The organism is Streptomyces mauvecolor, assembly GCF_039532965.1.
In the GTDB taxonomy this organism is placed as follows: domain Bacteria; phylum Actinomycetota; class Actinomycetes; order Streptomycetales; family Streptomycetaceae; genus Streptomyces; species Streptomyces violascens.
The window spans coordinates 1-22,823 of record NZ_BAAASQ010000015.1; the positions used below are offsets into that span (position 1 = coordinate 1).

The following is a 22,823-nucleotide window of genomic DNA, read 5'->3' on the forward strand; positions in this document are numbered from 1 at the left end:
ACCGCTCTTGCCGAGGAATTGCTGGGGGAGGCCCTCCCGGTGCGTATCCGGGCGTGGGACGGCAGCGAGGCGGGCCCGCCCGGTGCTCCGGTTCTCGTCGTACGCCACCGGCGCGCGCTGCGCCGGCTGCTGTGGAAGCCGGGCGAACTGGGCCTGGCCCGCGCCTGGGTGGCGGGCGAGATCGACGTCGAGGGCGACCTGTACGCGGCCCTCGGCCTGCTGGCGGGGCTGATCTGGGAGCGCGGCGGCGAGCCCAAGGACACCGTCCACCCGGTCCGCGACCCGAGGCTGCGGGCCGCCGCCAAGGCGCTGGTGAAGCTGGGCGGCGCGCTGCCCCCGCCGGCCCCGCCCGCCGAGGAGATGCGCCGCCGCACCGGCCCGCTGCACACCCGGCGCCGCGACAAAGAGGCGATCAGCCACCACTACGACGTCGGCAACGACTTCTACGCGCTGGTGCTCGGCCCGTCGATGGTCTACTCGTGCGCCTACTGGGAGAGCCCCGAGGCCACCCTCGAAGACGCCCAGCGCGACAAACTGGACCTGGTCTGCCGCAAGTTGGCCCTGAAGGAGGGCGACCGGCTGCTCGACGTCGGCTGCGGCTGGGGTTCCATGGCCATCCACGCGGCCCGCGAGTACGGCGCCCGTGTCGTCGGCATCACGCTGTCGCGCGAACAGGCCGCGTTCGCCCGCAAGCGGATCGCCGAGGAGGGGCTCACCGACCGGATAGAGATCCGCGTCCAGGACTACCGCGACGTCAAGGACGGCCCGTTCGACGCGATCTCCTCCATCGGCATGGCCGAGCACGTCGGCTCGGTGCGGTACGCGGAGTACGCGGGCATCCTGCACGCGCTGCTCAAGGACGGCGGGCGGCTGCTCAACCACCAGATCGCCCGACGCCCCGAGCGGGACGAATCGGCGTACCAGGTGGACGAGTTCATCGACAAGTACGTCTTCCCCGATGGCGAGCTCGCTCCGGTCGGCCGCACCCTGGCCGCCCTGGAGGAGGCCGGGTTCGAGGCTCGCGACGTCGAACCGATCCGCGAGCACTACGCCCTGACGCTGCGTCACTGGGTGGCGAACCTGGAGTCCGACTGGGCCCGGGCCGTGCGGTACGCCAGCCCCGGCCGGGCCCGGATCTGGCGGCTCTACATGGCCGCCTCGGCGATCTCCTTCGAGCGCAACCGGATCGGCGTCAACCAGATCCTCGCGGTGAAGACCCCGGTGGGCGGCGCCTCGGGAATGCCACTGAGGGCCCGCACCTGGAACTGAGTGCGACCGCAGGGCGAAGCCGAAGGGCCCCGGGAGGCGCACTCCCGGGGCCCTTCGACTCGATTGTGTTCAGCGGTACTTGACGACTACTCGGTCTTGATGGCGGTCAGCATGTTGAGCTTCGCGGCGCTGCGGGCCGGCCACATGGCGGCGAGCACGCCCACCAGGCCGGCGAGCAGCAGGAAGATGCCGATGCGGTCCCACGGGATGACCAGCGCGTAGTTCGGGATGGACTTCTTGATGGTCTGGCCGATGGCCCAGGCGAGGAAGGAGCCGAGGCCGATGCCGATCACCGCGCCGAACATCGAGATGACGATGGCCTCCAGGCGGATCATGCGCTTGACCTTGCGGCGGTCCAGGCCGATCGCCCGCAGCATGCCGATCTCCTGCTGACGCTCGAAGACCGACATCGCGAGGGTGTTGACGACTCCGAGGACCGCGATGATCAGGGCCATCGCGAGCAGGCCGTACATGATGTTGAGCAGCGTGTTGATCATGCCGCCGAACTCGTTGCGGATGTCCTGCTGGTCCATGATGCTGATCGCCGGGTTGTCGCCGAGCGCGCTGACCAGGGCCTTCTCATTGGCGCTCGTCGCGCCGCCGTCGGTCTTGACGAAGATCTGCGGGATGTAGGGCTTGGTCTCGTGCGGGTCGAGCACGGAGGTCGGGGCGAGCACCGAGTCCAGGAACTCGTTCTCCTTGTACGTCGCCCCGATGGTGAGCGAGCCCTTCTTCTTGTCGGCGAACTCGACGGCGACCTTGGAGCCGGGCTTCCAGTTGTGCTGGGCGGCGGTCTTGTCGTCGACGGCTATCTGCCCCTGGCCGAGGGTGGCGAGGGAGCCGGACACCGGCTCGATGTTGAGGAGCTTCTCGATGTCGCCGGGCGTCACGCCGGCCACCGACCGGCCGTTACCGTCGATCTTCAGGTACGAGGACTCCTTGGGCGAGACCGCCGAGACGCCCGGGGCCTTGCGCAGAGCGGTGAGGACGTCCTTGTCGAGCCCGGAGCCGTTGGCCGCCATCTGGACCATGTAGTCGGCCTTGATGTTGTCGGTCGTCATCTTGTCGATGGCGGTGCCGAGCGTGACGCCGAGCACGGACAGGCCCGTGACGAGGGTGAGGCCGATGGCGAGCGCGGAGGCGGTGGCGCCGGTGCGGCGCGGGTTGCGCACCGCGTTCTGGCTGGCGAGCTTGCCGGAGACGCCGAACACCTTGCTGAGCGCGGGGCGTACGAGGGCGATGACCGGGCGGGACAGGAGCGGGATCAGGATGATGATGCCGACCAGGGCGAGGAAGGCGCCGAGGCCGATGAGCATCTTGCCGTCCTTGCCTGCGGCGGCACCGGCCATGACGGCGGCCGCACCGGCGAGGGTGATCACGCCGCCGATGGAGTTCCGTACGACCAGGGACTTGGTGGTGGCCACGCCGTGCACGCTGTTCATGGCGGCGACCGGCGGGATCTTGGCGGCGCGCCAGGCGGGCAGCAGGGCGGCGATCAGGGTGACGAGGACGCCGACGGCGAGGGCGGCGATCACGGGGGTCGCCGAGACGATCAGCGGGCCGTCCGGCAGCTTGGCGCCGAAGGCGCCCATCGCGGAGCGCAGCCCGGTCGCGAGACCCAGACCGAGCACGAAGCCGATCGCGGAGGCGATCGTGCCGACCACCAGGGCCTCGGCGAGCACCGAGCGGCGGACCTGGCCGCGCGAGGCGCCGACGGCACGCATCAGGGCGAGCTCACGGGTGCGCTGGGCGACCAGCATGGTGAAGGTGTTGGAGATCAGGAAGATGCCGACGAACAGCGCGATCGCGGCGAAGGCGAGCAGCGTCTGGTTGAGGCCGCTGAGGCCCTGCTCGATGTCCTTGGCCTCCTGGTCGGCGAGCGCCTGGCCGGTCTTGGCGTCGGCGTCCTCGGGGAGCAGCGGCTTGACCTCGGTGAGGATCTTCTGGGCGTCGGCGCCGGGGGTGGCGGCCACACTCACGTTCTGGAAGTAGCCCGGCTTGAGGTAGAGCTGCTGCGCGACGGCGGTGTCGAACAGGACGAGGCTGCCGCCCGCGTTGACCGCGCCGTCCTCGGTGGTGAAGACGCCGGCGAGCTTGTAGGTCTTGACCGGCCCGTTGGTGGCGACGCGCACGCTGTCGCCCACGCTGTACTCGCCCTTGTCGGCGGTGTCCTTGTCGAGGGCGATCTGGTCGTCCTTCACCGGGCCCGCGCCCTGGGTGAAGGTGTACGCCGGGTCCTTGCCGTCCTTGCCGGGGGCGAAGTTGCCGCCCTTGTTGGCCCAGCCCTGGCCGATCAGCTTGCCGTCGGTGCCGGCCACACCGGCGAAGCCGTCCACCCGGCCGGTGGCCGAGGCGACCCCGTCGAGCTTCTCGATCTTCTGCAGGGTCTGCTTGCTGACACCGGGCTCCCGCTCGGCGTCGTCACGGCTGCCGTACGTGGTGACGGCGACGGCCACCTTGTCGTAGCTCTTGGACGACTGGTTGCGGAAGGCGTTGCCGAGGGTGTCGGTGAAGACGAGCGTGCCGGAGACGAAGGCGACGCCGAGCATGACGGCAAGCACCGTCATCAACAGCCGGGCCTTGTGCGCGAGCACGTTGCGCAGGGCGGTCTTGAACATGGGGTTTCTCAGTCCTGGTTGATCGAGGGCCGGTCAGCGAGCATCGGGCGGCCAGCCCATCCGACTCCGGACGCCGGAAAATCAGCCTCTCCGGCGTTTGAGGAGCGGGGGTCTGGGGGCGGAGCCCCCAGCGGTACCGGGCGAGGGCGAAGGGGCCCGGCGACAAGGGGCTGGGGGGCCTGGGGGCAAAGCCCCCAGCGGCTCCGGGTCAGCTGGTGCGGCCCTTCGCATCGAAGGCCTTCATCCGGTCGAGCACCCCGTCCGCGCTGGGCCGGAGCATCTCGTCGACGATCCGCCCGTCGGCGAGGAATATGACCCGGTCCGCGTAGGACGCGGCGACGGGGTCGTGGGTCACCATGACGACGGTCTGCCCCAGCTCGCGCACCGAGTTGCGCAGGAAGCCGAGGACCTCGGCGCCGGAGCGCGAGTCCAGGTTTCCGGTCGGCTCGTCACCGAAGATGATCTCCGGCTGGGAGGCGAGCGCGCGGGCCACGGCGACGCGCTGCTGCTGGCCGCCGGAGAGCTGGGTGGGCCGGTGGCCGAGCCGGTCGGAGAGGCCGACCATGGCGATGACCTGGTCGAGCCACTGCTTGTTGGGCTTGCGGCCCGCGATGTCCATGGGGAGCGTGATGTTCTCCAGGGCGGTCAGCGTGGGCAGCAGGTTGAACGCCTGGAAGATGAAGCCGATCTTGTCGCGGCGCAGCTGCGTGAGCTGCTTGTCCTTGAGCGAGCCGAGCTCGGTCTCGCCGATGCGGACGGAGCCGGAGCTGAAGGAGTCGAGGCCCGCGACGCAGTGCATCAGCGTGGACTTGCCGGAGCCCGACGGGCCCATGATCGCGGTGAACTCGCCCTGCCGGAAGTCGACCGTGACCTGGTCCAGGGCGACCACCTGGGTCTCGCCCGTGCCGTAGACCTTCGACAGCTCGATGGCGCGGGCGGCCACCGCGGTCGCGCGGTGTGCGGTGGGGATGGTGGTCACGGAGGTACTCCTGTCGAACGGCTTTCGGGGACTTCTCCATCCTTGCGGCCGCACGGCGCCGGATCGTCAGTCCCTGTGCCCGTTCGCCAGCCCTCTTGAGTCGGACGGAAGAACCCCCTCCGTCCTCCTGAGGTATGACGGCACCCCTGAGAGGCGCGCGGGATCGATGCGGGCTCCGCCACGGCTCGAGGCGGGCTCCGGCGAGCCGTGCCAGCGTCGGGTGCGGGGCCGAACCGGGCATCGACTTTCCGTCATTCCGGACCCGTATTCCGGGCACCCCGGGCGCCCCTGCCAACCGCCTCCGGCATGTGCCAACACCGCCCCGAGCTGTGCTGACGCACCCTCAGGCGTCAATAAAATAAGACAACATCGGGTGGTTGTTCCGCTGTTCGGGGGATGCGTCGGGCTAGGCTCGTCCCGCGAAACGCGGAGCCGCGCGCCCTTGCCCGGATGGTGGAACGCAGACACGGCGAGCTTAAACCTCGCTGGCCTTCGGGCCGTGCCGGTTCGAGTCCGGCTCCGGGCACTCATGCAGGTTCCGGCTTCCCGCGCGTCGGGTCGTCGGACCCTTGCACCCCCCTCCTCCACGCGTGAAGATCCTCCCTAGGCATTACGTCGGTTTCTTTGCGAGCCCATTACTCTTGACGACAAGGCCGCGCACGGTGGCCATGGAGGAGTGAGATGAGGAGCAGCAACCCGGTCTTCTCGCGACGGGGCTTCAGCCGTGACAACGGCTACGCCGGTTTCAACACCGCGCAGCAGCCGCAGGCCGGGGGCAACCCGTACGCGCAGGCGCCCGCGAACCCGTACGCGACGAACCCGTACGCCCAGCAGGACACGCAGCAGGCACCGGCCCGCTCCGGTGCGATGACGATCGACGACGTGGTCACGCGCACCGCGATCACGCTCGGCACGGTCGTCGCCGGTGCGGTCGTGGCGTGGCTGGCGCTGCCGGTCGACGCCGCGAACATCGGCAAGTCGTACGGCATCGCCATCGGCGCCGCGCTGATCGCGTTCGTCCTCGCCATGGTCCAGTCCTTCAAGCGCAGGCCGACGCCGGCGCTGATCCTCGGGTACGCGGCCTTCGAGGGCGTCTTCCTCGGCGTGATCAGCTCGGCCGTCACGACGCATGTGTCGGCGGGCGCGGTCCCGCAGGCGGTGCTCGGCACGATGGCGGTCTTCGCCGGTGTGCTCATCGCCTACAAGACCCGGCTGATCCGGGTCAACCGCCGCTTCACCGGCTTCGTCATGGCCGCGGCCATCGGCTTCATGCTGCTGATGCTGGTCAACCTGCTGTTCTCGGCGATCGGCGGCGGTGACGGTCTCGGCTTCCGCAGCGGTGGCCTCGGCATTCTCTTCGGGATCATCGGCATCGTCCTCGGCGCGTGCTTCCTGGCCATCGACTTCAAGCAGGTCGAGGACGGGATCACGTACGGCGCTCCGCGCGAGGAGTCCTGGCTGGCGGCCTTCGGCCTCACCATGACGCTGGTGTGGATCTACCTGGAGGCGCTGCGGCTGATCTCCATCCTGCAGGGCAACGACTGACGCCTGCGCCGCCGTTCCGTGACGAGGGGCTCCGCCCCGGGCATGACGCCCGGGGCGGGGCCCCTCGCCCGTTGTGCCGAGCGGGCGGTCCGGCTCCCGGGGCTCCGCCCCAGACCCCGTTCGCGCCTGAAGGGCGCCCGTCCTCAAACTCCCCCAAGGCCATAAGGGCCGACCCCATGACGGGCTGAAGATGCTCGGCCCTGTCAGCAACACCCCGCTAGGGGCGCGGGGAACTGCGCGACCAGTCACGCACGGTCCGCAGCAGAAGTCCGACCCGGGGGCCGGGGGCAGCGCCCCTGGGAACGGACATCAGCCCACCTCCTCCCCCGGAGGGTCCGGGGAAGGGGCGGGGTGGGGGTCAGCGGCCGAAGGTGAACCAGTTCAGGTTGACGAAATCCGCGGGCTGACCGCTGCTGAAGGTCACATACACATCATGCGTACCCGTCACCCCGCTGATATTCGCCGGCACCGTACGCCAGCTCTGCCAGCCCCCCGTGTTGGCCACGGAGAAGCTGCCCACGGGCGCGGCGGCCGGGCTGTCCAGGCGTACTTCCACCAGACCGCTGACCCCGCCCGCCGCCCCGCCGGCCACCCTCGCGGAGAACTGTCTGGCCGGCGTCGTACCGAAGTTCACGCCCTTGTAGAGCGCCCAGTCGCCGTTCGCGGCCGAGCCGAGGTCCTGGCCGCCGCCGCTGTCGGTGGTGGTCTCCTTCGTCAGGCCGGACTGCTGGTCGTACGACTCGGCCTGGACCGTGCCGTACGCGTCCCGGCTCCCGGCGGGCGGCGTAGTGGAGCCGGAGCCCGCCGACTGCTGCACGGTGACGTAGTCGACGAGCAGGGAGTGGCCCGGCTGGGTGCCCGCGTCGGGGCCGCCGCCGAACGCGTCGGGGAAGCCGCCGCCCATGGCGACGTTCAGGATGACGAAGTAGCCGTGGTTCGTGGCGTTCGCCCACGTTGTCGCGTCCACCTGGTTCTGGTTCACGGTGTGGAAGGTGACGCCGTCCAGGGAGAAGCGCATCTGCTCGGTGGGGCCCGAGCGGTCCCATTCGACGGCGTACGTATGGAATCCGCCCTGGCAGGTCGTGCCGTCGCAGGCCTTCTGGCCGCCGATGCCGGTGGTCTCGTTGCAGGGGCCGCCGGGGCTGGTGCCGCAGTGCATGGTGGACCAGTTGTTGTTGAGCCCCTGGACGTTCTCCATGACGTCGAGCTCGCCGATGCCGGGCCAGTTCCACCAGTTGCCGCGGAAGGGCGCGCCAAGGGCCCAGAAGGCCGGCCAGTAGCCCTTGGCGGCGGGGCCCGTCACGTCCGGCATCCGCAGGCGCGCCTCGATGCGGAGCGTGCCGCCGGCCGGGGGCTGGAAGTCGGAGCGTCTGGTCTCGACGCGGCCGGACGTCCAGTGGCCCGAGGCGTCGCGCTGCGGGGTGATGCGCAGGTTCCCGGCGCCGTCGAGCGAGACGTTGCTGGTGGCCGAGGTCATCGTCTCGACCTCGCCGGTGCCGAAGTTGGCGGGGCCGCCGGGGTAGCTGGTGCCGGTCGTGTACTGCCAGTTCGCGGTGTTCACGCCGGACCCGGCCGGGCCGTCGAAGTCGTCGGAGAAGACCGTGGACCAGCCCGCCGGGGGCGGCGGGGCGGAGGCGTCGGCGGGCAGGGCGACCAGCGCGGCGGAGGCCGCTGCGAGGCCGAGGGTGGAGAGCACGGCGATCACGGCTCGCCTGGCCGGGCTGCGTCTGTGGGACGTCGGGCGCATGTGGGGGGTGCCTCTCTCGGAAAGAGAGCGCTCTGAGAGCGCTCTCAGCGACGGGCTGCGCGGTCACTGTGCTCCCCGTCGTCCGGAGCGTCAAGAGGTGAAGCGGTGAAAGTCCTTGCAGGGATGGGGAGTTCATCTACTGAAGGCGCGCGAGGTGTCGTGCGCTTCCGGGCAGCACTTCGCCCCGCCGACCGGTCGTCGGCGGGGCGAAGGGGCGGTGCGCTTCCCCTCGGGAAGCCTGGAAGCCGAGTGGATCGTCTCGGCAGCGGAACATTTCCTCCCGGAGCTAGAGCAGGCGGCGCGCGGCCCGCCTCAGGTCGTACTCATGGATGATCGCCTTGGCGTGCCCATAGGCGAGATCGTGCTCGCTCCGGAGCCAGCTGACCTTCTCCTCGAAACGGAAGAGGGAGGGGCCTTCCTCGACGGTGCGGAGCCAGTCGGACACTTCACGACCGGTGCAATGGGGGATGCGGGAGAGCAGGTTGCGATGGGTCTCTTCGGAGAAGACTTGGGACATCGGCGCCTCCGGAGGCATTGCGCTTACTGGTCCTTCACTGCACCGTGCCTGAGGGTTCGCGTATTGGCAACAGTGCGGGGGAGGCGCGTAGGGTCGCGGCGTGCTCGATGTGAACCCGTTGATCTTGTCCGTGGACCGCTTCGCCGACCGGCTGCGTGCCGCTCCCGAGAGCCGGCTGCGGCGCGGAGCCGCGGCCGAAGGGCTCGCGCTCGCCCGGGAGTTGGCCGTCCGCGCGCAGCGCGTCGAGGATGCCGGGCGCGAGCCGCGGATCATGCCGGACGCCGGCGTGTTCGCGGTGGCGGACCAAGTCATGGTCGCCGGACGGGATTTGGCGCAGGCGCTCCACACGGCGAAGACCCCGCCCGGCGGGGAGCCGGACGGGGCCGTGGAGCTGGTGGAAGCCGCGGGGAAGCGGGCCTTCGGTTAGGCCTCGCCTGCGCGGGAGGGTCAGCGCGAGGCGATGACCCGGTCCGCGAGGATGTAGACGCTCTCCTCGCCGCACGAGAAGGTCAGCGCGTACGCGCCGGACACTCCGGAGCCGCCGAGCAGCACCGGGGCGTCGCCGTCGCGCAGGGCGTCCGCGAGGCGCTCGGCGGTCTCGCGGTGGCCCGGGGTCATGCAGAGCGTGGTGCCGTCGGCGAAGACGTACACGTCGAGCGTGCCGAGCGGCCCGGGGCGTACGTCCGCGAGCGCGGTACGGGACTCGGCGAGCTCCTCCAGGCGGGAGACCGTGGCCTCGTGGTCGGCGACGACGGGCGTCTGGACCGGTACGAAGTCGGGGTGCGAGGGGTGGCGGCGGCGGGCCGCGGCCAGCTCGGGGGAGTCCTCGGGGAACTCCTCCGCGGTCTCCAGTGCCTCGGCCATCTCCAGGGCCTCGGCCTCCAGGCCCACGAAGTCCGCCTGGCGGGGCAGGAAGAACGCGGCGTCCTCACCGAGGCCCGCGAGCCCGCCCAGCATCGGCGAGGGCGCGTCGGCGGCGTCCCTGGCCTCCTGGGCGGCCCAGAAGGCGCGCGCCTCGGCCAGCTCGCGCTCCCGCTCCTCGGCGAGGGCCTCGGCGACGGCGGCACGTATTTCGGCGGCCGGGGTCGCGCCGGCGCGGGCCTGCTGGGGCAGGGAGACGCTGTGGTCGGCGCGGTGTTCGGCACGGGCGGCTGCCAGGTCTTCGCGCAGAGCCACGACCTGCTTGCGCAGCCCGTGGGCGGCGTGCAGGGCAGCGGCGCCCACGGCCGTGGCAGCGGCCGTGGTCAGCAGCAGGGCAAGAGGCATGGCGCTCACTGACTTACTCCCGGATTCAAACGATTCCCCGACTTCCTACATCAGCTTGTCGTGAGCCCGCGCCCGGTGTCAGTGCATTACGTCACGAAATGGACAGGTCTTTGGGCCTGGGGTTTCGCGGCACACCTGCGCTGACCTGGGGAAATGCTCTTCCCGCAGGAGATACGTCACATCCTGGGGGAGATTCGGTCACGGTTAGGACGCGGAACGATTGGCTGTGAGCTCCCTGTGGGACGCGAGAGCCCAGGTCAGGGGGCCGAGGGTCGCCCTGTGCGTTCAACCTGTGGCGGCCGGAGCGTCAACACTGCGTCGACCGTGCGTCAACGCAGTGCTCCGGCCGCCCGGGACCTCTTTCGGCCGAGGCCTTGGCCGAGGTCCGGTCGAGGTTCTGGCCCGGTCTCAGCTGAGGCGCTCGATGACCATGGCCATGCCCTGGCCGCCGCCGACGCACATGGTCTCCAGGCCGAACTGCTTGTCGTGGAACTGGAGGCTGTTGATCAGCGTGCCGGTGATGCGGGCGCCCGTCATGCCGAAGGGGTGGCCGACCGCGATGGCGCCGCCGTTGACGTTCAGCTTGTCCAGCGGGATGCCGAGGTCCTGGTAGGACGGGATCACCTGGGCGGCGAAGGCCTCGTTGATCTCGAAGAGGTCGATGTCGTCGACGGTGAGCCCGGCGCGCTTCAGCGCCTGGCGGGACGCCTCGACCGGACCCAGGCCCATGATCTCGGGCGACAGGCCCGTGACGCCGGTGGAGACGATGCGGGCCAGCGGGGTCAGGCCGAGCTCCCGGGCCTTGGTGTCGCTCATGATCACGAGGGCCGCGGCGCCGTCGTTCAGCGGGCAGCAGTTGCCGGCGGTGACGAGTCCGTCCGGACGGAAGACGGGCTTGAGGCCCTGGACGCCCTCGACGGTGACACCCGCGCGCGGGCCGTCGTCCTTGCTGACCACGGTGCCGTCCGGCGTCGTGACCGGGGTGATCTCGCGCTCCCAGAAGCCGTTCTTGATGGCTTCCTCGGCGAGGTTCTGCGAGCGCACGCCGAACTCGTCCATCTCCTGGCGCGAGATGCCCTTGAGGCGGGCGAGGTTCTCGGCGGTCTGGCCCATCGCGATGTACGCGTCCGGGACCAGGCCGTCCTCCCGCGGGTCGTGCCAGCCCGCACCCTCGGACTGCGCGACGGCGGCGGTGCGCGCCTCGGCGTCGGCGAAGAACGGGTTGTGGGTGTCGGGCAGGCCGTCACTGCTGCCCTTGACCGAGCGGGACACCATCTCCACACCGGCCGAGATGAACACGTCGCCCTCGCCCGCCTTGATGGCGTGCAGCGCCATCCGCGAGGTCTGGAGCGAGGACGAGCAGTACCGGGTGATCGTGCAGCCCGGCAGGTGGTCCATGCCCATCTGCACGGACACGATGCGGCCCAGGTTGTGGCCCTGCTCGCCGCCGGGGAGACCGCAGCCGAGCATCAGGTCGTCGATGTCGCGGGGGTCGAGCTCGGGGACCTTGGCGAGGGCGGCCTGGATGATCGTGGCCGTGAGGTCGTCGGGGCGGAGGTCCTTGAGCGACCCCTTGAAGGCGCGGCCGATGGGGGAGCGGGCGGTCGAGACGATCACGGCTTCGGGCATCACGGCTCCAGGGGATGGGAAGGCAGGACTCCCTGGGAAGTTACCCGTACGTACTGGATTGGTCATCCGGGGTGGCGTGTGATGCGGGACTCTTTTCTAAGCGGTTGCTCAGGGGGCTGCCGGGGGCCGTCACTGTTTCGTGTGCGAGCCGTTGCGGGCCGGCTCCACCGGGGCCGGAAGCCGCCGTCGGCGCCGGTGCTTGAGCAGGGCCCAGGGCGCGCGGGCCGCCGTGACCTCGGAGCCCGCCTGGGCCGCCGCGGCCGAGGCCGCCTTCGCCACCGGCAGGATGTCCTCGTCGCGCGAGGCGTCGGGGTGGTCGGATTCGGGCCACAGCCCGAGCGCGGCGCACAGCGTGGGCAGCACCGCCATCGCGGCGGTCGCGTACCCCTCGGCCGAGGGGTGGTAGTTGTCGGGCCCGAACAGCTCCCGGGGGTTCGCCTCGAACTCCGGGCCGAGCAGATGGCCGAGCGACACCGTGCGGCCGCCCTGCTCCACCACCACGATCGTCTGCGCCGCGGCGAGCTGGCGCGAGACACGGCGGGCCAGCCAGCGCAGCGGCTGGTAGACGGGCTCGATGGTGCCGAGGTCGGGGCAGGTCCCGACGACCACTTCGGCCCCGGCGGTACGCAGACGGCGTACGGCGGTGGACAGGTAGCGCACCGAGGTCGTGGGCGCCATCCGGGTGGTGACGTCGTTGGCGCCGATCATGATCACGCAGACGTCGGGGAGGCGGGCGGGGTCGTCGAGCAGCAGGGACACCTGGCGTTCGAGGTCGTCCGAGCGGGCACCGGGCAGCGCCACGTTCCGCAGCGTCACCATGCGCTCGGCGACCGCCGCGAGGCCCGAGGCGAGCAGTGCGGCCGGGGTCTGGCCCGCTCTTCGCACCCCCTGTCCGGCCGCCGTTGAGTCGCCCAGCATGCCGAGCCTGAGCGGCTGCGTACCGTCGGCGAAGGCCGTTCCGTACAGCCCGTCCGCGTTCGGGGCCTGCGGGGAGCCGCCGCCCACCGAGCGTTTCGCGAGCGCCAGCTCGGCCAGGACGACGCCGACCGCGGCCCCGGCGAGCAGCCCGATGCCGCCGCCGCCGAACGCCGCGCCCGTCGCGATCCGCCGTGCCGCCCTGGCTCTCGACAGAGTCCCGGCCACCGCCACCTCCCTGGAGCTTGCCGTCGTACACCAGCTAACTGCCCGGTAGCGGGTGTCGCTCAATCCAGCGCAAAGGTGAACACCCCGTCGTGGTCCGCATACGCTGGCGGTACCTAATCGGAGACCCGGAGACAACGGTGCGATTCCACGACTCGATGATCAGCCTCGTAGGCAACACCCCGCTGGTGAGGCTCAACAGTGTGACCCAGGGCATTCAGGCGACAGTCCTGGCCAAGGTCGAGTACTTCAACCCGGGCGGCTCGGTGAAGGACCGGATCGCCGTCCGCATGATCGAGGCGGCCGAGCAGTCCGGCGCGCTCAAGCCCGGCGGCACGATCGTGGAGCCGACCAGCGGCAACACGGGCGTGGGCCTGGCCATCGTGGCCCAGCAGAAGGGCTACAAGTGCATCTTCGTCTGCCCTGACAAGGTCTCCACGGACAAGATCAACGTGCTGCGGGCGTACGGCGCCGAGGTCGTGGTCTGCCCGACGGCGGTCGACCCGGAGCACCCGGACTCGTACTACAACGTCTCGGACCGCCTGGTGCGCGAGACGCCGGGGGCCTGGAAGCCGGACCAGTACAGCAACCCGAACAACCCCCGTTCGCACTACGAGACCACCGGTCCCGAGCTGTGGGAGCAGACGGAGGGGAAGATCACCCACTTCGTCGCGGGCGTCGGCACCGGCGGCACCATCTCCGGCACCGGCCGCTACCTCAAGGAGGCCAGCGACGGGAAGGTGCGCATCGTCGGCGCGGACCCGGAGGGCTCCGTCTACAGCGGCGGCTCCGGGCGTCCGTACCTGGTGGAGGGCGTCGGCGAGGACTTCTGGCCGACCGCCTACGACCAGGACGTCACCGACGAGATCGTCGCGGTGTCGGACAAGGACTCCTTCCAGATGACCCGGCGCCTGGCCAAGGAGGAGGGCCTCCTGGTCGGCGGCTCCTGCGGCATGGCCGTCGTGGCCGCGCTCAAGGTCGCCGAGGGCCTCGGCCCCGACGACGTGGTGGTCGTGCTCCTGCCGGACTCCGGCCGCGGCTATCTGTCGAAGATCTTCAACGACGAGTGGATGGCGGACTACGGCTTCCTGGAGGAGGCCGGTCCCTCGGCGCGCGTCTCCGACGTGCTCGGCTTCAAGGAGGCCGGCCACCTGCCCTCGCTGGTGCACATGCACCCCGAGGAGACGGTCGGCCAGGCCATCGAGGTGCTCCGCGAGTACGGCGTCTCGCAGATGCCCATCGTGAAGCCGGGCGCGGGTCACCCCGATGTGATGGCCGCCGAGGTCATCGGCTCGGTCGTCGAACGCGAGCTGCTCGACGCCCTGTTCACCCAGCGCGCGCTGCTCGACGACCCGCTGGAGAAGCACATGAGCGCGCCGCTCCCGCAGGTCGGCTCGGGCGAGCCGGTCGGCGACCTGATGTCCGTGCTCGGCAAGGCCGACGCGGCGATCGTGATCGTCGAGGGCAAGCCGACCGGTGTGGTCAGCCGCCAGGACCTGCTGGCCTTCCTGGCCCGCACCCCGCAGTAGTCGGGGCGCTGCCGCCGCTCCCGTAACTCCCCTCCGGGAAGCGGGAGTCGGCGAGGCAGCCGAAGTCGCACAACCGGTACGAGCGCGACATGTGCGCGCAGCACCCGCTTAACACGGCTCGTGCACAGTGGTGGATGTCGGCGGGGGAACCCGGGCAGGGGCCCCGGCCGACGACACCAGCGGCGTCGAGGAACCTCCGGAGCGGCTCCCGGACTTTCCCCCGTACGCCCAGGACGCGGAGACCGGCCCTGACCCGGACCGTGTCCCTCGCGGGGACCGCCGTCGTCCCGCCCCCCGGGCGACCGGGGGTGCGGCGGTCCCCGCGATCACCTTTCCGGGGCCGACGGGGACCCGACTCGCCACTCCCGTACGGCGGTTGCGGCTCAGTCGTCCTCGCGGGAGCGCCGGATGTGCTGCCACGGCCAGCGGTGCGCCGCATGCACGGCGTTCACGGCGACGATGCCGAGCCAGGTCACCACCAGACCCTTGAAGCCGGCGTTGACCCCGCCGATCGCGGACAGCGGTACGGCGAGGATCAGCGAGATCATCGCGAAGCCGAAGCGCTCGCCGAAGTTGCTCTCGGGGCCGCCCCGGTCCGGGCGGCCGCCGCGGGCCACGACCATCTGCTGCTCCGCCAGCTGCCGCCGCACCCGCCGGTCCACCGAGCCGTCGACCCGCTGCTCCACCTTCTCCAGGAAGGAGTCGACGAGCGCGGACTCGTACTCGGGGCCGAGGTCCCTACGGGCGTGCAGGGTGGCGTCGAGTTCCTTCTTGAGCTCGGCGTCCTTCAGGAGGCTGGGCCTGGGCTCGGTGTCACGGACATCCATGCATGTGACGGTACGGAGCGGAGGCCTTGTCCGCACTGGGGGTACCCCCCGTATTTCTCCCTCGTGCCAGCACGAAGAAGAGCGCCGCCGGTACGGCGAGCCCCACGATCCACGAGATGTCGGCGCCGCCGAGCCGCTCGACCAGCGGGCCTGTGTAGAAGCCCGTGGCCAGGAACGGGAGCTGGGCGAGCACGCCGACCGCGTACACCGAAAGCGCGTCCCAGCGCCAGGCGCCGTAGCGGCCGCGGGGATCGAAGAGGGCCGGGATGTCGTAGCGCTCGCGGGAGATCAGGTAGTAGTCGACCAGGTTGATCGCCGACCACGGGGTGAAGAAGGTCAGCAGGAACAGCAGGAAGTCCTTGAACGAGGCCAGGAACGAGTCCTTGCCCGCGAGCGCCACCGCCGTGCCGGCCAGCATGATGCCGCCGATGTAGAGGGCGCGGGCGCGCGGCCCGATCGTCTTCTGGGCGCGGAAGCCGCTCACGCTGGTCACCATCGACATGAACCCGCCGTAGGTGTTCAGCACGTTGATGGTGAGCTTGCCAAGCGCGATCGTGAAGTACAGGAACGAGGCGATCAGGCCGGTGCCGCCGAGCCCGACGACGTACCCGACCTGGTTGGCGAGGAAGGCGTCGCCCGCGGTGGCCGCCACCAGGACGCCGAAGGTCATCGACCACTGCGAGCCCAGCGCCGACCCCGCCAGCGTCCACCAGAACGTGGCGCGGGTGCTCGTCGTGCGGGGCAGATAGCGCGAGTAGTCCGCGACGTACGGGCCGAAGGCCAGTTGCCAGGAGGCGGAGAGGGAGACCGCGAGCAGGAACATCGGGAGGTGGAAGGCGCGGTCGTGCAGGACGGCCGTCAGGTCGATCCCGTCGAGCAGGCGTATGCCCAGGTAGACGAAGGCCAGCGCGCAGATCACGCTCGCCACCCGGCCCAGCGCGTGGATCACCCGGTAGCCGATTGTCGCCGTCACGGCGGTGACCAGGGCGAAGATGACGATGCCGGGGGTCTCGCCGAGGTGGGTGAGCTCGCCGGTCGCCTGGCCCGCGAGCACGCTGCCGCCGGCGAAGAAGCCGACGTACATCACGATCACCAGGAGCAGCGGCACCACCGCCCCGCGCACGCCGAACTGGGCCCGCGAGGAGATCATCTGCGGCAGCCCCAGGCGCGGGCCCTGCGCCGAGTGCAGGGCCATCACGGCGCCGCCGAGCAGGTTGCCGGCGACGAGGCCGATGAGCGACCAGAACGCGCCGCCGCCGAAGACCACCGCGAGGGCGCCGGTCACGACGGCGGTGATCTGGAGGTTGGCGCCGAGCCACAGGGTGAACTGGCTGAAGGCGCTGCCGTGGCGCTCGTCGTCCGGGACGACGTCGATGGAGCGGCGCTCGACGAGGGAGGCGCCAGGCCCAGGGGGTTCGGGGGATGCGGTCATGGGGTGCTCCTTCGTGACGAGGAGGCGGTGAAGGCTTGCCCGGCTGTATATCGTCATGCAGAGTTCTGGGTGTCTGAATAACTTGTCAATGGCTCACGCCCGGGCCGTTGATCCCGCGTCCGGAAATGGTGGTGTTCGCGCATGTTGTCGTCCCACGTCGTGGACGCTTCGCAGGATTCGCCGACGGGGATCGTCGTGCTCGACGGCGAGACCCTGCCCGTCGCCGACGTCGTCCGGCTCGCCGACGGAGCCGCGCGCCCCGTGCCCGGCACCGAGGCGATGCGGCGCGTCGAGCACGCCTGGCACACCGCGCGCGAACTCGCCGCGTCCGGGCGGGTGTACGGCCGCTCCACCGGCGTCGGCGCCAACCGCAACGAGGCCGTGCCCACCGAGGCCGCCGCGGGCCACGGCCTGCGCCTGCTGCGCAGCCACGCCGGGGCGATCGGCGAGGAGCTGCCCGCCCGCGAGGTCCGCGCGATGCTCGCGGTGCGGGCCAACCAGCTGCTCGCGGGCGGCGCGGGCCTGCGCCCGACCGTCGTCACCGCGCTGTGCGAGGCCCTTGAGGCCGGGGCGCAGCCGGTGGTCAACGCGTTCGGCTCGGTCGGCACCGGCGACATCGCCGCCCTCGCCCAGGTCGGCCTCGCGCTCGCCGGGGAGCACCCCTGGCAGGGCGGCCCCGAGCCCGAGGCGCAGCCCCTCGACAACAACGACGCGCTGGCGCTGATCAGTTCCAACGCCCTCACCCTCGGCCAGTCCGCGCTCGCCCTCGACGAGCTGCGCCGCCTGGTCGCGGCCACCGAGATCGTGGGCGCCTTCTCGCTGCTCGCCGTCGACGGCTCCTACGAGGCCTACGCGGAGCCCGTGCACGCGGCGCGCCCGCACCCCGGCTCGTACGCCACCGCCGCCCGCATGCGCCGGCTGCTCGGTGCCCCCGAGCGTCCGACCCCGCCGCTCGGCCGCATCCAGGACCCGTACGGATTCCGCTGCCTGCCCCAGATCCACGGGCCCGCGCACGACGCCGCCGACGCCCTGGAGCGGGTCCTCGCGATCGAGATCAACGCGGCCGCCGAGAACCCGCTGATCTCGCCCGACGACCTGGCGGCCTACCACCACGGCGGCTTCTACCTGGCCCAACTCGCCCTGGCGCTCGACCACTTCCGGCTCGCCGTCACCCAGGTCGCCCGCCTGTCCACCTCGCGCCTCTCGGCCCTCAACGAGCCCGCCTACACCCGCCTCAGGCCCTTCCTCGCGGACGCCGAGCCCGCCTCGTCGGGCGTGATGATCCTGGAGTACGCGGCCGGCGCCGCCCTCGGTGATCTGCGGGCCTTCGCCGCCCCGGCCTCGCTGGGCCACGCTGTACTCTCTCGGGGCGTCGAGGAGCAGGCCAGCTTCGCCTCGCTCGCGGCCCGCCAGGCGCTGCGGCTGGGCGGGGCGCTGCGGCTGGTGGTGGGGTGCGAACTCGTCGCGGCGGTAAGGGCGTTGCGCCAGCGCGCCCTGCGCCCGGACCCGGAACTCCCGGTCGGGCGGGCGTTCGCGCTCGCCGAGTCCGTGCTCGACGAGGACGTCACCGACCGGCCGCTGACCGCGGACGTCGACCGGGCGGCCGCACTGCTCGACCGGTTCAAGGACCTGTACGCATGAAGAAGGACCTGAAGGCATGAAGGGGGACGGCATGAGCGACAGCCCTGCCGCACGGCTGCAACAGCTCTTCGAGGGGCGCAGGCTCACCCCGACCCAGCGGCGCATCGCGCACTGCATGGTGCGCCGCGCCGCCGACGTGCCCTTCCTGTCCAGCGTCGAACTCGCCGAACTCGCCGGGGTCAGCCAGCCGTCGGTGACCCGGTTCGCGGTCGCCCTCGGCTTCGACGGCTATCCGGCACTCCGCCGCCACCTGCGCGAAGTCGCCCCCGCCACGACCGGCGAGGAGGCCGAGACCTCGTACAACGAGTACCAGCAGGCCGTCCTCGCCGAGATCGAGAACCTCCAGCACCTGGCCGGGCTGCTCGCCGATCCGCGCCCGGTCGAAGACGCGGGCCGGCTGCTCGCGGCCTCCCGGCCGCTGCCGGTGCTCGGCCTGCGCGCGGCCTCCTCACAGGCTCGCGGCTTCGCCTACTTCGCGGCCAAGGTCCACCCCGACGTCCGCCTGCTCGACGAGGGCGGCACCACGCTGGCCGACCGGATCGACGCGGCGCTGCGGGCCGGGGCCTCGGCGCTGCTGTGCTTCGCGCTGCCGCGCCACCCCAAGGAGGTCGTGGAGGCGCTCGCCTACGCGCAGTCCGTCGGGCTCACCGTGGTCACGGTCGCCGACTCGGCGTTCGCGCCGGTCGCCAAGTACAGCGACCTGCTGATCCCGGCGGCTGTCGGCACCGGCCTCGCCTTCGACACGGCGTGTGCGCCGATGCTGCTCGGCCGGGTCCTCCTGGAAGCCATGTGCGACGACCTGCCGGACGCACAGGCCCGCCTGGAGGAGTTCGACGCGAAGGCCGCGGCGCGGGGCCTGTTCGTGGAATAGCTCTTCGGGTCCCGGCCTCTATAGCTCTTCGGGTCCCGGCCTCTAAGGAACCGCTCAGATTGCCCGGCTAGCCTCCGCGCCAGTATTCGAGCGTGCGGAGGTGGGACGTGGGTCGCGGAGGGCAGGCGCTGGCGCGCGTGGCGGTGATCGTACGGGCCGGGGCGGCCCCGCTGTGGTGGTTCGGCCTGCTGGCCGCGGGCCTCGGAGCGGTGCTCCCGGTGAGCCTGACGGGCCGCCGGATCGGGCTGCTCGCGGGCGCCGCACTGTTCATCGTCTCGGCGGCCGTCGTGTTCCTGGCCGGGCGCCGCCGCTACACGCACTTCGCGAAGGCCGCGTCCCGCGCCGCCAAGGCGGACTTCCTCCAGGACCGGTCGGTGACCGTACGCACCTGGCGGCGGGCCTGGCGCTGGTGGCTGCTGCTCGGCTTCCTCGCGGCGGCGGGCTCCTCCTTCGCGCTGCCCGGCGCGGGCGGCCTGCTGATGGCCGGCGCGGGGGCGGGCCTGTGGCTGAAGGCGGGCTGGCTGGGGCGCCTGGAGCGTGCGGGCGACGCGCTGGTCTGGGTCCGCACGGACTGGGTGCCCAAGGGCGCGCCGGTGGGCAAGAAGGTGCGGGGCTTCCGGGCGACCGGGCCCGGCGCGGGGGACGCGGCGCCCGGCGGGGCCCGGCGCCGCTGACGCAGAGCTCTCTCAGAGCAGGGCGTCCGCGTGGGCGCCGCCCGCCTCCTCGACCAGGTCCGCGATGGACTGCGGGCTGCGCACCGTCGCGAACTCCACCCCGTCCGCCGTGGCCGTGAAGCCGTAGATCCCGGGCCGGGCAAGGGAGTTGTAGGAGTAGTGGTGGGCGAAGTAGTACGCGCCGGTGTCCAGGACTCCGGTGTAGTCGCCCTGGTCGAGCAGGGGCAGCGGGCGGTTCTCGGCGAGCAGGTCCCCGGCGAAGCAGGCGGGCCCCGCGATGTCCTGGGCGACCGCCGGGCCCTGCTTGGGGCGCCCCTTCGCGTCGTACGCCTCGATCCGCAGCGGCCAGGAGGCGGGCGCGTACACGGTGCGGGCGGCGATCTGCACCCCCGCGTGGGTGACCGCGATGGGGCGGCCGCCCGAGCTCTTCGCGTACTCGACCCGGGCGAGGACGAGACCGTGCTTGGCGAGCAGTGAGCGGCCGAACTCGGTCACCAGGCCGTACCGCCCGTCGAACAGTCCCGGCACCTCCTCCTTGAGGAGGCGTGCGTACGCGTCGTACGTGGGCGTCTCTTCGTCGGAGCCGAAGTTGACGGGGAGGCCGCCGCCGATGTCGATCGTGTCGACCTGCCGGCGGCCCACCGCCCGGTTGATCTCCTCCGCGAGGTCGAAGACGGCCCGCACGCCCCGCGCCATGAGGGAGAGCGCCACGCCCTGCGACCCGGAGTGCGTGTGCAGCCGGGTCAGCCAGGGGCGCTCGGCGTACGCCCGGACGACCCAGTCCCGGGCGCCCTCGTCGAGCAGGGCCACGCCGAACTTCGACGTGGCCGTCGCCGTGGACAGCGCGTCGATGGACCCGGCGCCGAGCTGCGGGTTGACCCGGATGCCCAGGGGCGAGGTGCTCGGCGCAGAGGAGATCAGCGCGTCCAGGCGGGCCAGTTCCTGGGGGTTGTCCGCGTTGACGGCGATGCCGAGGGCCAGGGCCTCGCGCAGCTCGGCCGGGGTCTTGGCGGGGGAGTCGAGCACGGTGGCCTCGGGGCGGATCCCGGCGGCCCTGGCCAGCGCGAGCTCGCCCGGGCTCGCCACCTCGGCGCCCAGGCCCTCGGCGAGCAGCAGCCGCAGCACGGGGACGAGCGGGCAGGCCTTCACGGCGAAGGCGTGCAGTACGGGGGCGGTCGTGACGGCGGCGAAGGCGGCCCGCAGGGAGGCGGCGCCCGCGCGGATGCCGGTGGTGTCGAGGAGGGCGACGATGGGGGCGTCGGGCCCGGCCAGACCCTGCTCCACCGCGGCCCGCACGGCCTGTTCGCGGCGCTCCGCCGCGGCGGTCCCGGCGGTGCGGGACGTTGCCTGGGAAGTCATGCGATCAAGCCAATCACCGGGTGGCTCCGAGCGCAGAGGGTACGCATCTATTGACTAGTTCTATTCAGTGACACAGGATGTGAATATCTGGATCAGGTCACGAGGAGGCATCGCCATGTCAGGACCCCGCCCCGTACGGGCACCGCGCGGCACGGAACTGAGCGCCCTGGGATGGCAGCAGGAAGCCGCGCTGCGCATGCTCCAGAACAACCTCGACCCCGAGGTCGCGGAGCACCCCGACAAGCTCGTCGTCTACGGCGGCACCGGCAAGGCCGCCCGCGACTGGCGCTCCTTCGACGCCATGGTGCGTACGCTGCGCACGCTCAAGCAGGACGAGACGATGCTGGTCCAGTCCGGCCGCCCCGTCGGTGTCATGCAGACCCACGAGTGGGCGCCGCGCGTCCTGATCGCCAACTCCAACCTGGTCGGCGACTGGGCCAACTGGGAGGAGTTCCGCCGCCTGGAGGCCCTCGGCCTCACCATGTACGGCCAGATGACGGCCGGCTCCTGGATCTACATCGGCACGCAGGGCATCCTCCAGGGCACGTACGAGACGTTCGCCGCCGTGGCCGCGAAGAAGTTCAACGGCACCCTCGCCGGAACGATCACGCTGACCGCCGGGCTCGGCGGCATGGGCGGCGCCCAGCCGCTCGCCGTGACGATGAACGACGGCGTCGCGATCTGTATCGACGTCGACCCGCGCGCCATCGAGCGCCGCATCGAGCACCGCTACCTGGACGTGAAGGCGGACTCCCTGGAGCACGCCCTCCAGCTGGCCGTCGAGGCCCGTGACGCCCGCAAGCCGCTCTCCATCGGCCTCCTCGGCAACGCGGCGGAGCTGCTCCCGCGCATGCTCGCCGAGGGCGCCCCGATCGACATCGTCACGGACCAGACCTCGGCCCACGACCCGCTCTCCTACCTCCCCGTCGGGGTGGACTTCGACGACATGGCGTCGTACGCGGCGAAGGACCCGGCGGGCTTCACCACCCGGGCCCGCGAGTCGATGGCCAAGCACGTCGAGGCGATGGTCGGCTTCATGGACGCCGGCGCCGAGGTCTTCGACTACGGCAACTCCATCCGCGGCGAGGCCCAACTGGCGGGCTACGAGCGGGCGTTCGCGTTCCCCGGCTTCGTGCCGGCCTACATCCGCCCGCTGTTCTGCGAGGGCAAGGGCCCCTTCCGCTGGGCGGCCCTTTCGGGTGAGGCGTCCGACATCGCGAAGACGGACAAGGCGCTCCTGGACCTGTTCCCGGAGAACGAGTCCCTGCACCGCTGGATCAAGATGGCGGGCGAGCGGGTCCACTTCCAGGGCCTCCCGGCGCGCATCTGCTGGCTCGGCCAGGGGGAGCGCGACAAGGCGGGCGACATGTTCAACGACATGGTCGCGGACGGCACCCTCGCCGCGCCCCTCGCGATCGGCCGCGACCACCTGGACTGCGGCTCGGTGGCCTCCCCGTACCGCGAGACCGAGGCGATGCTGGACGGCTCCGACGCGATCGCCGACTGGCCGCTCCTGAACGCGATGGTGAACGTCGCCTCCGGTGCGTCCTGGGTGTCCATCCACCACGGCGGCGGCGTCGGCATGGGCCGCTCCATCCACGCGGGCCAGGTGTCCGTGGCGGACGGCACGAAGCTGGCGGGCGAGAAGATCCGCCGCGTCCTGACGAACGACCCCGGCATGGGTGTCATCCGGCATGTCGACGCCGGTTACGACATCGCGGAGCGGGTCGCGGACGAACGCGGGGTCCGCATCCCGATGCGGGAGGGCGAGTGACCCCGC

General features: G+C 71.5%; 18 protein-coding genes and 1 tRNA gene. 9 read left to right on the forward strand and 10 right to left on the reverse strand.

The features are described 5' to 3' along the window. Positions 1-1,269 (forward strand): class I SAM-dependent methyltransferase (locus tag ABD346_RS20880; RefSeq protein WP_344376754.1); only part of this gene is annotated, 1,269 nt, incomplete at its 5' end. A gap of 86 nt (positions 1,270-1,355) precedes the next feature. Here the strand turns inward: ABD346_RS20880 and ABD346_RS20885 are convergent. Continuing rightward, a complete protein-coding gene (locus tag ABD346_RS20885) occupies positions 1,356-3,887 on the reverse strand; it encodes an ABC transporter permease (RefSeq protein WP_344376755.1) in 2,532 nt (843 codons plus the stop codon). Positions 3,888-4,095: 208 nt separating this feature from the next. Then, a complete protein-coding gene (locus tag ABD346_RS20890) occupies positions 4,096-4,866 on the reverse strand; it encodes an ABC transporter ATP-binding protein (protein WP_189961493.1) in 771 nt (256 codons plus the stop codon). A 444-nt stretch (positions 4,867-5,310) separates the two neighbouring features. On the opposite strand from ABD346_RS20890, the gene ABD346_RS20895 reads away from it, so the two are divergent. Further along, positions 5,311-5,392, forward strand: a tRNA-Leu gene (locus tag ABD346_RS20895). A 155-nt stretch (positions 5,393-5,547) separates the two neighbouring features. Then, the gene (locus ABD346_RS20900; protein ID WP_344376757.1) at positions 5,548-6,411 is read left to right on the forward strand and encodes a Bax inhibitor-1/YccA family protein; all 864 of its coding nucleotides are present in this window, start codon (positions 5,548-5,550) and stop codon (positions 6,409-6,411) included. Between the two features lie 358 nt (positions 6,412-6,769). On the opposite strand, the gene ABD346_RS20905 is transcribed toward ABD346_RS20900, so the two are convergent. After that, on the reverse strand, positions 6,770-8,158 hold the full coding sequence (locus tag ABD346_RS20905; RefSeq protein ID WP_344376758.1) for a glycoside hydrolase family 16 protein: 1,389 nt from the start codon (positions 8,156-8,158) through the stop codon (positions 6,770-6,772). Positions 8,159-8,444: 286 nt separating this feature from the next. After that, positions 8,445-8,675 carry a DUF4287 domain-containing protein gene (locus ABD346_RS20910; RefSeq protein ID WP_053725101.1) on the reverse strand — a complete coding sequence of 77 codons (231 nt, stop codon included), beginning with the start codon at positions 8,673-8,675 and terminating at the stop codon, positions 8,445-8,447. Positions 8,676-8,775: 100 nt separating this feature from the next. On the opposite strand from ABD346_RS20910, the gene ABD346_RS20915 reads away from it, so the two are divergent. After that, entirely contained in the window at positions 8,776-9,102 is a 327-nt protein-coding gene (locus ABD346_RS20915; RefSeq protein ID WP_344376759.1) for a hypothetical protein, read from the forward strand. Positions 9,103-9,122: 20 nt separating this feature from the next. On the opposite strand, the gene ABD346_RS20920 is transcribed toward ABD346_RS20915, so the two are convergent. The 3 genes from ABD346_RS20920 to ABD346_RS20930 all read right to left on the reverse strand — a co-directional run bounded on the left by ABD346_RS20920 (position 9,123) and on the right by ABD346_RS20930 (position 12,713). Continuing rightward, a complete protein-coding gene (locus tag ABD346_RS20920) occupies positions 9,123-9,941 on the reverse strand; it encodes a hypothetical protein (RefSeq protein ID WP_381225919.1) in 819 nt (272 codons plus the stop codon). A 408-nt stretch (positions 9,942-10,349) separates the two neighbouring features. Then, positions 10,350-11,570, reverse strand: a complete 1,221-nt coding sequence (locus ABD346_RS20925; RefSeq protein WP_344376760.1) for an acetyl-CoA C-acetyltransferase — start codon at positions 11,568-11,570, stop codon at positions 10,350-10,352. A 129-nt stretch (positions 11,571-11,699) separates the two neighbouring features. Continuing rightward, positions 11,700-12,713 carry an SGNH/GDSL hydrolase family protein gene (locus tag ABD346_RS20930; protein ID WP_344376761.1) on the reverse strand — a complete coding sequence of 338 codons (1,014 nt, stop codon included), beginning with the start codon at positions 12,711-12,713 and terminating at the stop codon, positions 11,700-11,702. Positions 12,714-12,850: 137 nt separating this feature from the next. On the opposite strand from ABD346_RS20930, the gene ABD346_RS20935 reads away from it, so the two are divergent. Further along, positions 12,851-14,239, forward strand: a complete 1,389-nt coding sequence (locus ABD346_RS20935; RefSeq protein WP_344376762.1) for a cystathionine beta-synthase — start codon at positions 12,851-12,853, stop codon at positions 14,237-14,239. A 383-nt stretch (positions 14,240-14,622) separates the two neighbouring features. Here the strand turns inward: ABD346_RS20935 and ABD346_RS20940 are convergent, their stop codons facing one another. Together ABD346_RS20940 and ABD346_RS20945 are read right to left on the reverse strand one after the other, a co-directional pair. Beyond that, positions 14,623-15,066: a hypothetical protein gene (locus tag ABD346_RS20940; RefSeq protein WP_344376763.1), complete on the reverse strand. Its 444-nt coding sequence runs from the start codon at positions 15,064-15,066 to the stop codon at positions 14,623-14,625. Beyond that, positions 15,053-16,498, reverse strand: a complete 1,446-nt coding sequence (locus ABD346_RS20945) for a purine-cytosine permease family protein (protein WP_344376764.1) — start codon at positions 16,496-16,498, stop codon at positions 15,053-15,055. Before ABD346_RS20945 ends, ABD346_RS20940 begins: the two co-directional genes overlap by 14 nt. A gap of 141 nt (positions 16,499-16,639) precedes the next feature. Between ABD346_RS20945 and ABD346_RS20950 the strand changes: the two genes are divergently transcribed. The 3 genes from ABD346_RS20950 (at position 16,640) to ABD346_RS20960 (ending at position 19,684) form a co-directional block, all read left to right on the forward strand. Further along, positions 16,640-18,139 carry an aromatic amino acid ammonia-lyase gene (locus ABD346_RS20950; protein ID WP_344376766.1) on the forward strand — a complete coding sequence of 500 codons (1,500 nt, stop codon included), beginning with the start codon at positions 16,640-16,642 and terminating at the stop codon, positions 18,137-18,139. A gap of 31 nt (positions 18,140-18,170) precedes the next feature. Beyond that, on the forward strand, positions 18,171-19,010 hold the full coding sequence (locus tag ABD346_RS20955; protein ID WP_344376767.1) for a MurR/RpiR family transcriptional regulator: 840 nt from the start codon (positions 18,171-18,173) through the stop codon (positions 19,008-19,010). Between the two features lie 107 nt (positions 19,011-19,117). Next, complete coding sequence (locus tag ABD346_RS20960) at positions 19,118-19,684, forward strand: hypothetical protein (protein WP_344376768.1); 567 nt, start codon at positions 19,118-19,120, stop codon at positions 19,682-19,684. A 12-nt stretch (positions 19,685-19,696) separates the two neighbouring features. Here the strand turns inward: ABD346_RS20960 and ABD346_RS20965 are convergent, their stop codons facing one another. After that, complete coding sequence (locus ABD346_RS20965; RefSeq protein ID WP_344376769.1) at positions 19,697-21,043, reverse strand: type III PLP-dependent enzyme domain-containing protein; 1,347 nt, start codon at positions 21,041-21,043, stop codon at positions 19,697-19,699. Between the two features lie 115 nt (positions 21,044-21,158). On the opposite strand from ABD346_RS20965, the gene hutU reads away from it, so the two are divergent. Beyond that, positions 21,159-22,817, forward strand: coding sequence for a urocanate hydratase (gene hutU, locus ABD346_RS20970; RefSeq protein WP_344376770.1), 1,659 nt, complete (start codon positions 21,159-21,161; stop codon positions 22,815-22,817). Positions 22,818-22,823 lie beyond the last annotated feature (6 nt).

Coding starts and splice junctions, on each gene's coding strand:
- ABD346_RS20945 (WP_344376764.1), bottom strand. CDS start 16,498: ATGACCGCATCCCCCGAACCCCCTGGGCCTGGCGCCTCCCTCGTCGAG.
- hutU (WP_344376770.1), top strand. CDS start 21,159: ATGTCAGGACCCCGCCCCGTACGGGCACCGCGCGGCACGGAACTGAGC.
- ABD346_RS20885 (WP_344376755.1), bottom strand. CDS start 3,887: ATGTTCAAGACCGCCCTGCGCAACGTGCTCGCGCACAAGGCCCGGCTG.
- ABD346_RS20955 (WP_344376767.1), top strand. CDS start 18,171: ATGAGCGACAGCCCTGCCGCACGGCTGCAACAGCTCTTCGAGGGGCGC.
- ABD346_RS20925 (WP_344376760.1), bottom strand. CDS start 11,570: ATGCCCGAAGCCGTGATCGTCTCGACCGCCCGCTCCCCCATCGGCCGC.
- ABD346_RS20910 (WP_053725101.1), bottom strand. CDS start 8,675: ATGTCCCAAGTCTTCTCCGAAGAGACCCATCGCAACCTGCTCTCCCGC.
- ABD346_RS20920 (WP_381225919.1), bottom strand. CDS start 9,941: ATGCCTCTTGCCCTGCTGCTGACCACGGCCGCTGCCACGGCCGTGGGC.
- ABD346_RS20940 (WP_344376763.1), bottom strand. CDS start 15,066: ATGGATGTCCGTGACACCGAGCCCAGGCCCAGCCTCCTGAAGGACGCC.
- ABD346_RS20950 (WP_344376766.1), top strand. CDS start 16,640: ATGTTGTCGTCCCACGTCGTGGACGCTTCGCAGGATTCGCCGACGGGG.
- ABD346_RS20900 (WP_344376757.1), top strand. CDS start 5,548: ATGAGGAGCAGCAACCCGGTCTTCTCGCGACGGGGCTTCAGCCGTGAC.
- ABD346_RS20905 (WP_344376758.1), bottom strand. CDS start 8,158: ATGCGCCCGACGTCCCACAGACGCAGCCCGGCCAGGCGAGCCGTGATC.
- ABD346_RS20965 (WP_344376769.1), bottom strand. CDS start 21,043: ATGACTTCCCAGGCAACGTCCCGCACCGCCGGGACCGCCGCGGCGGAG.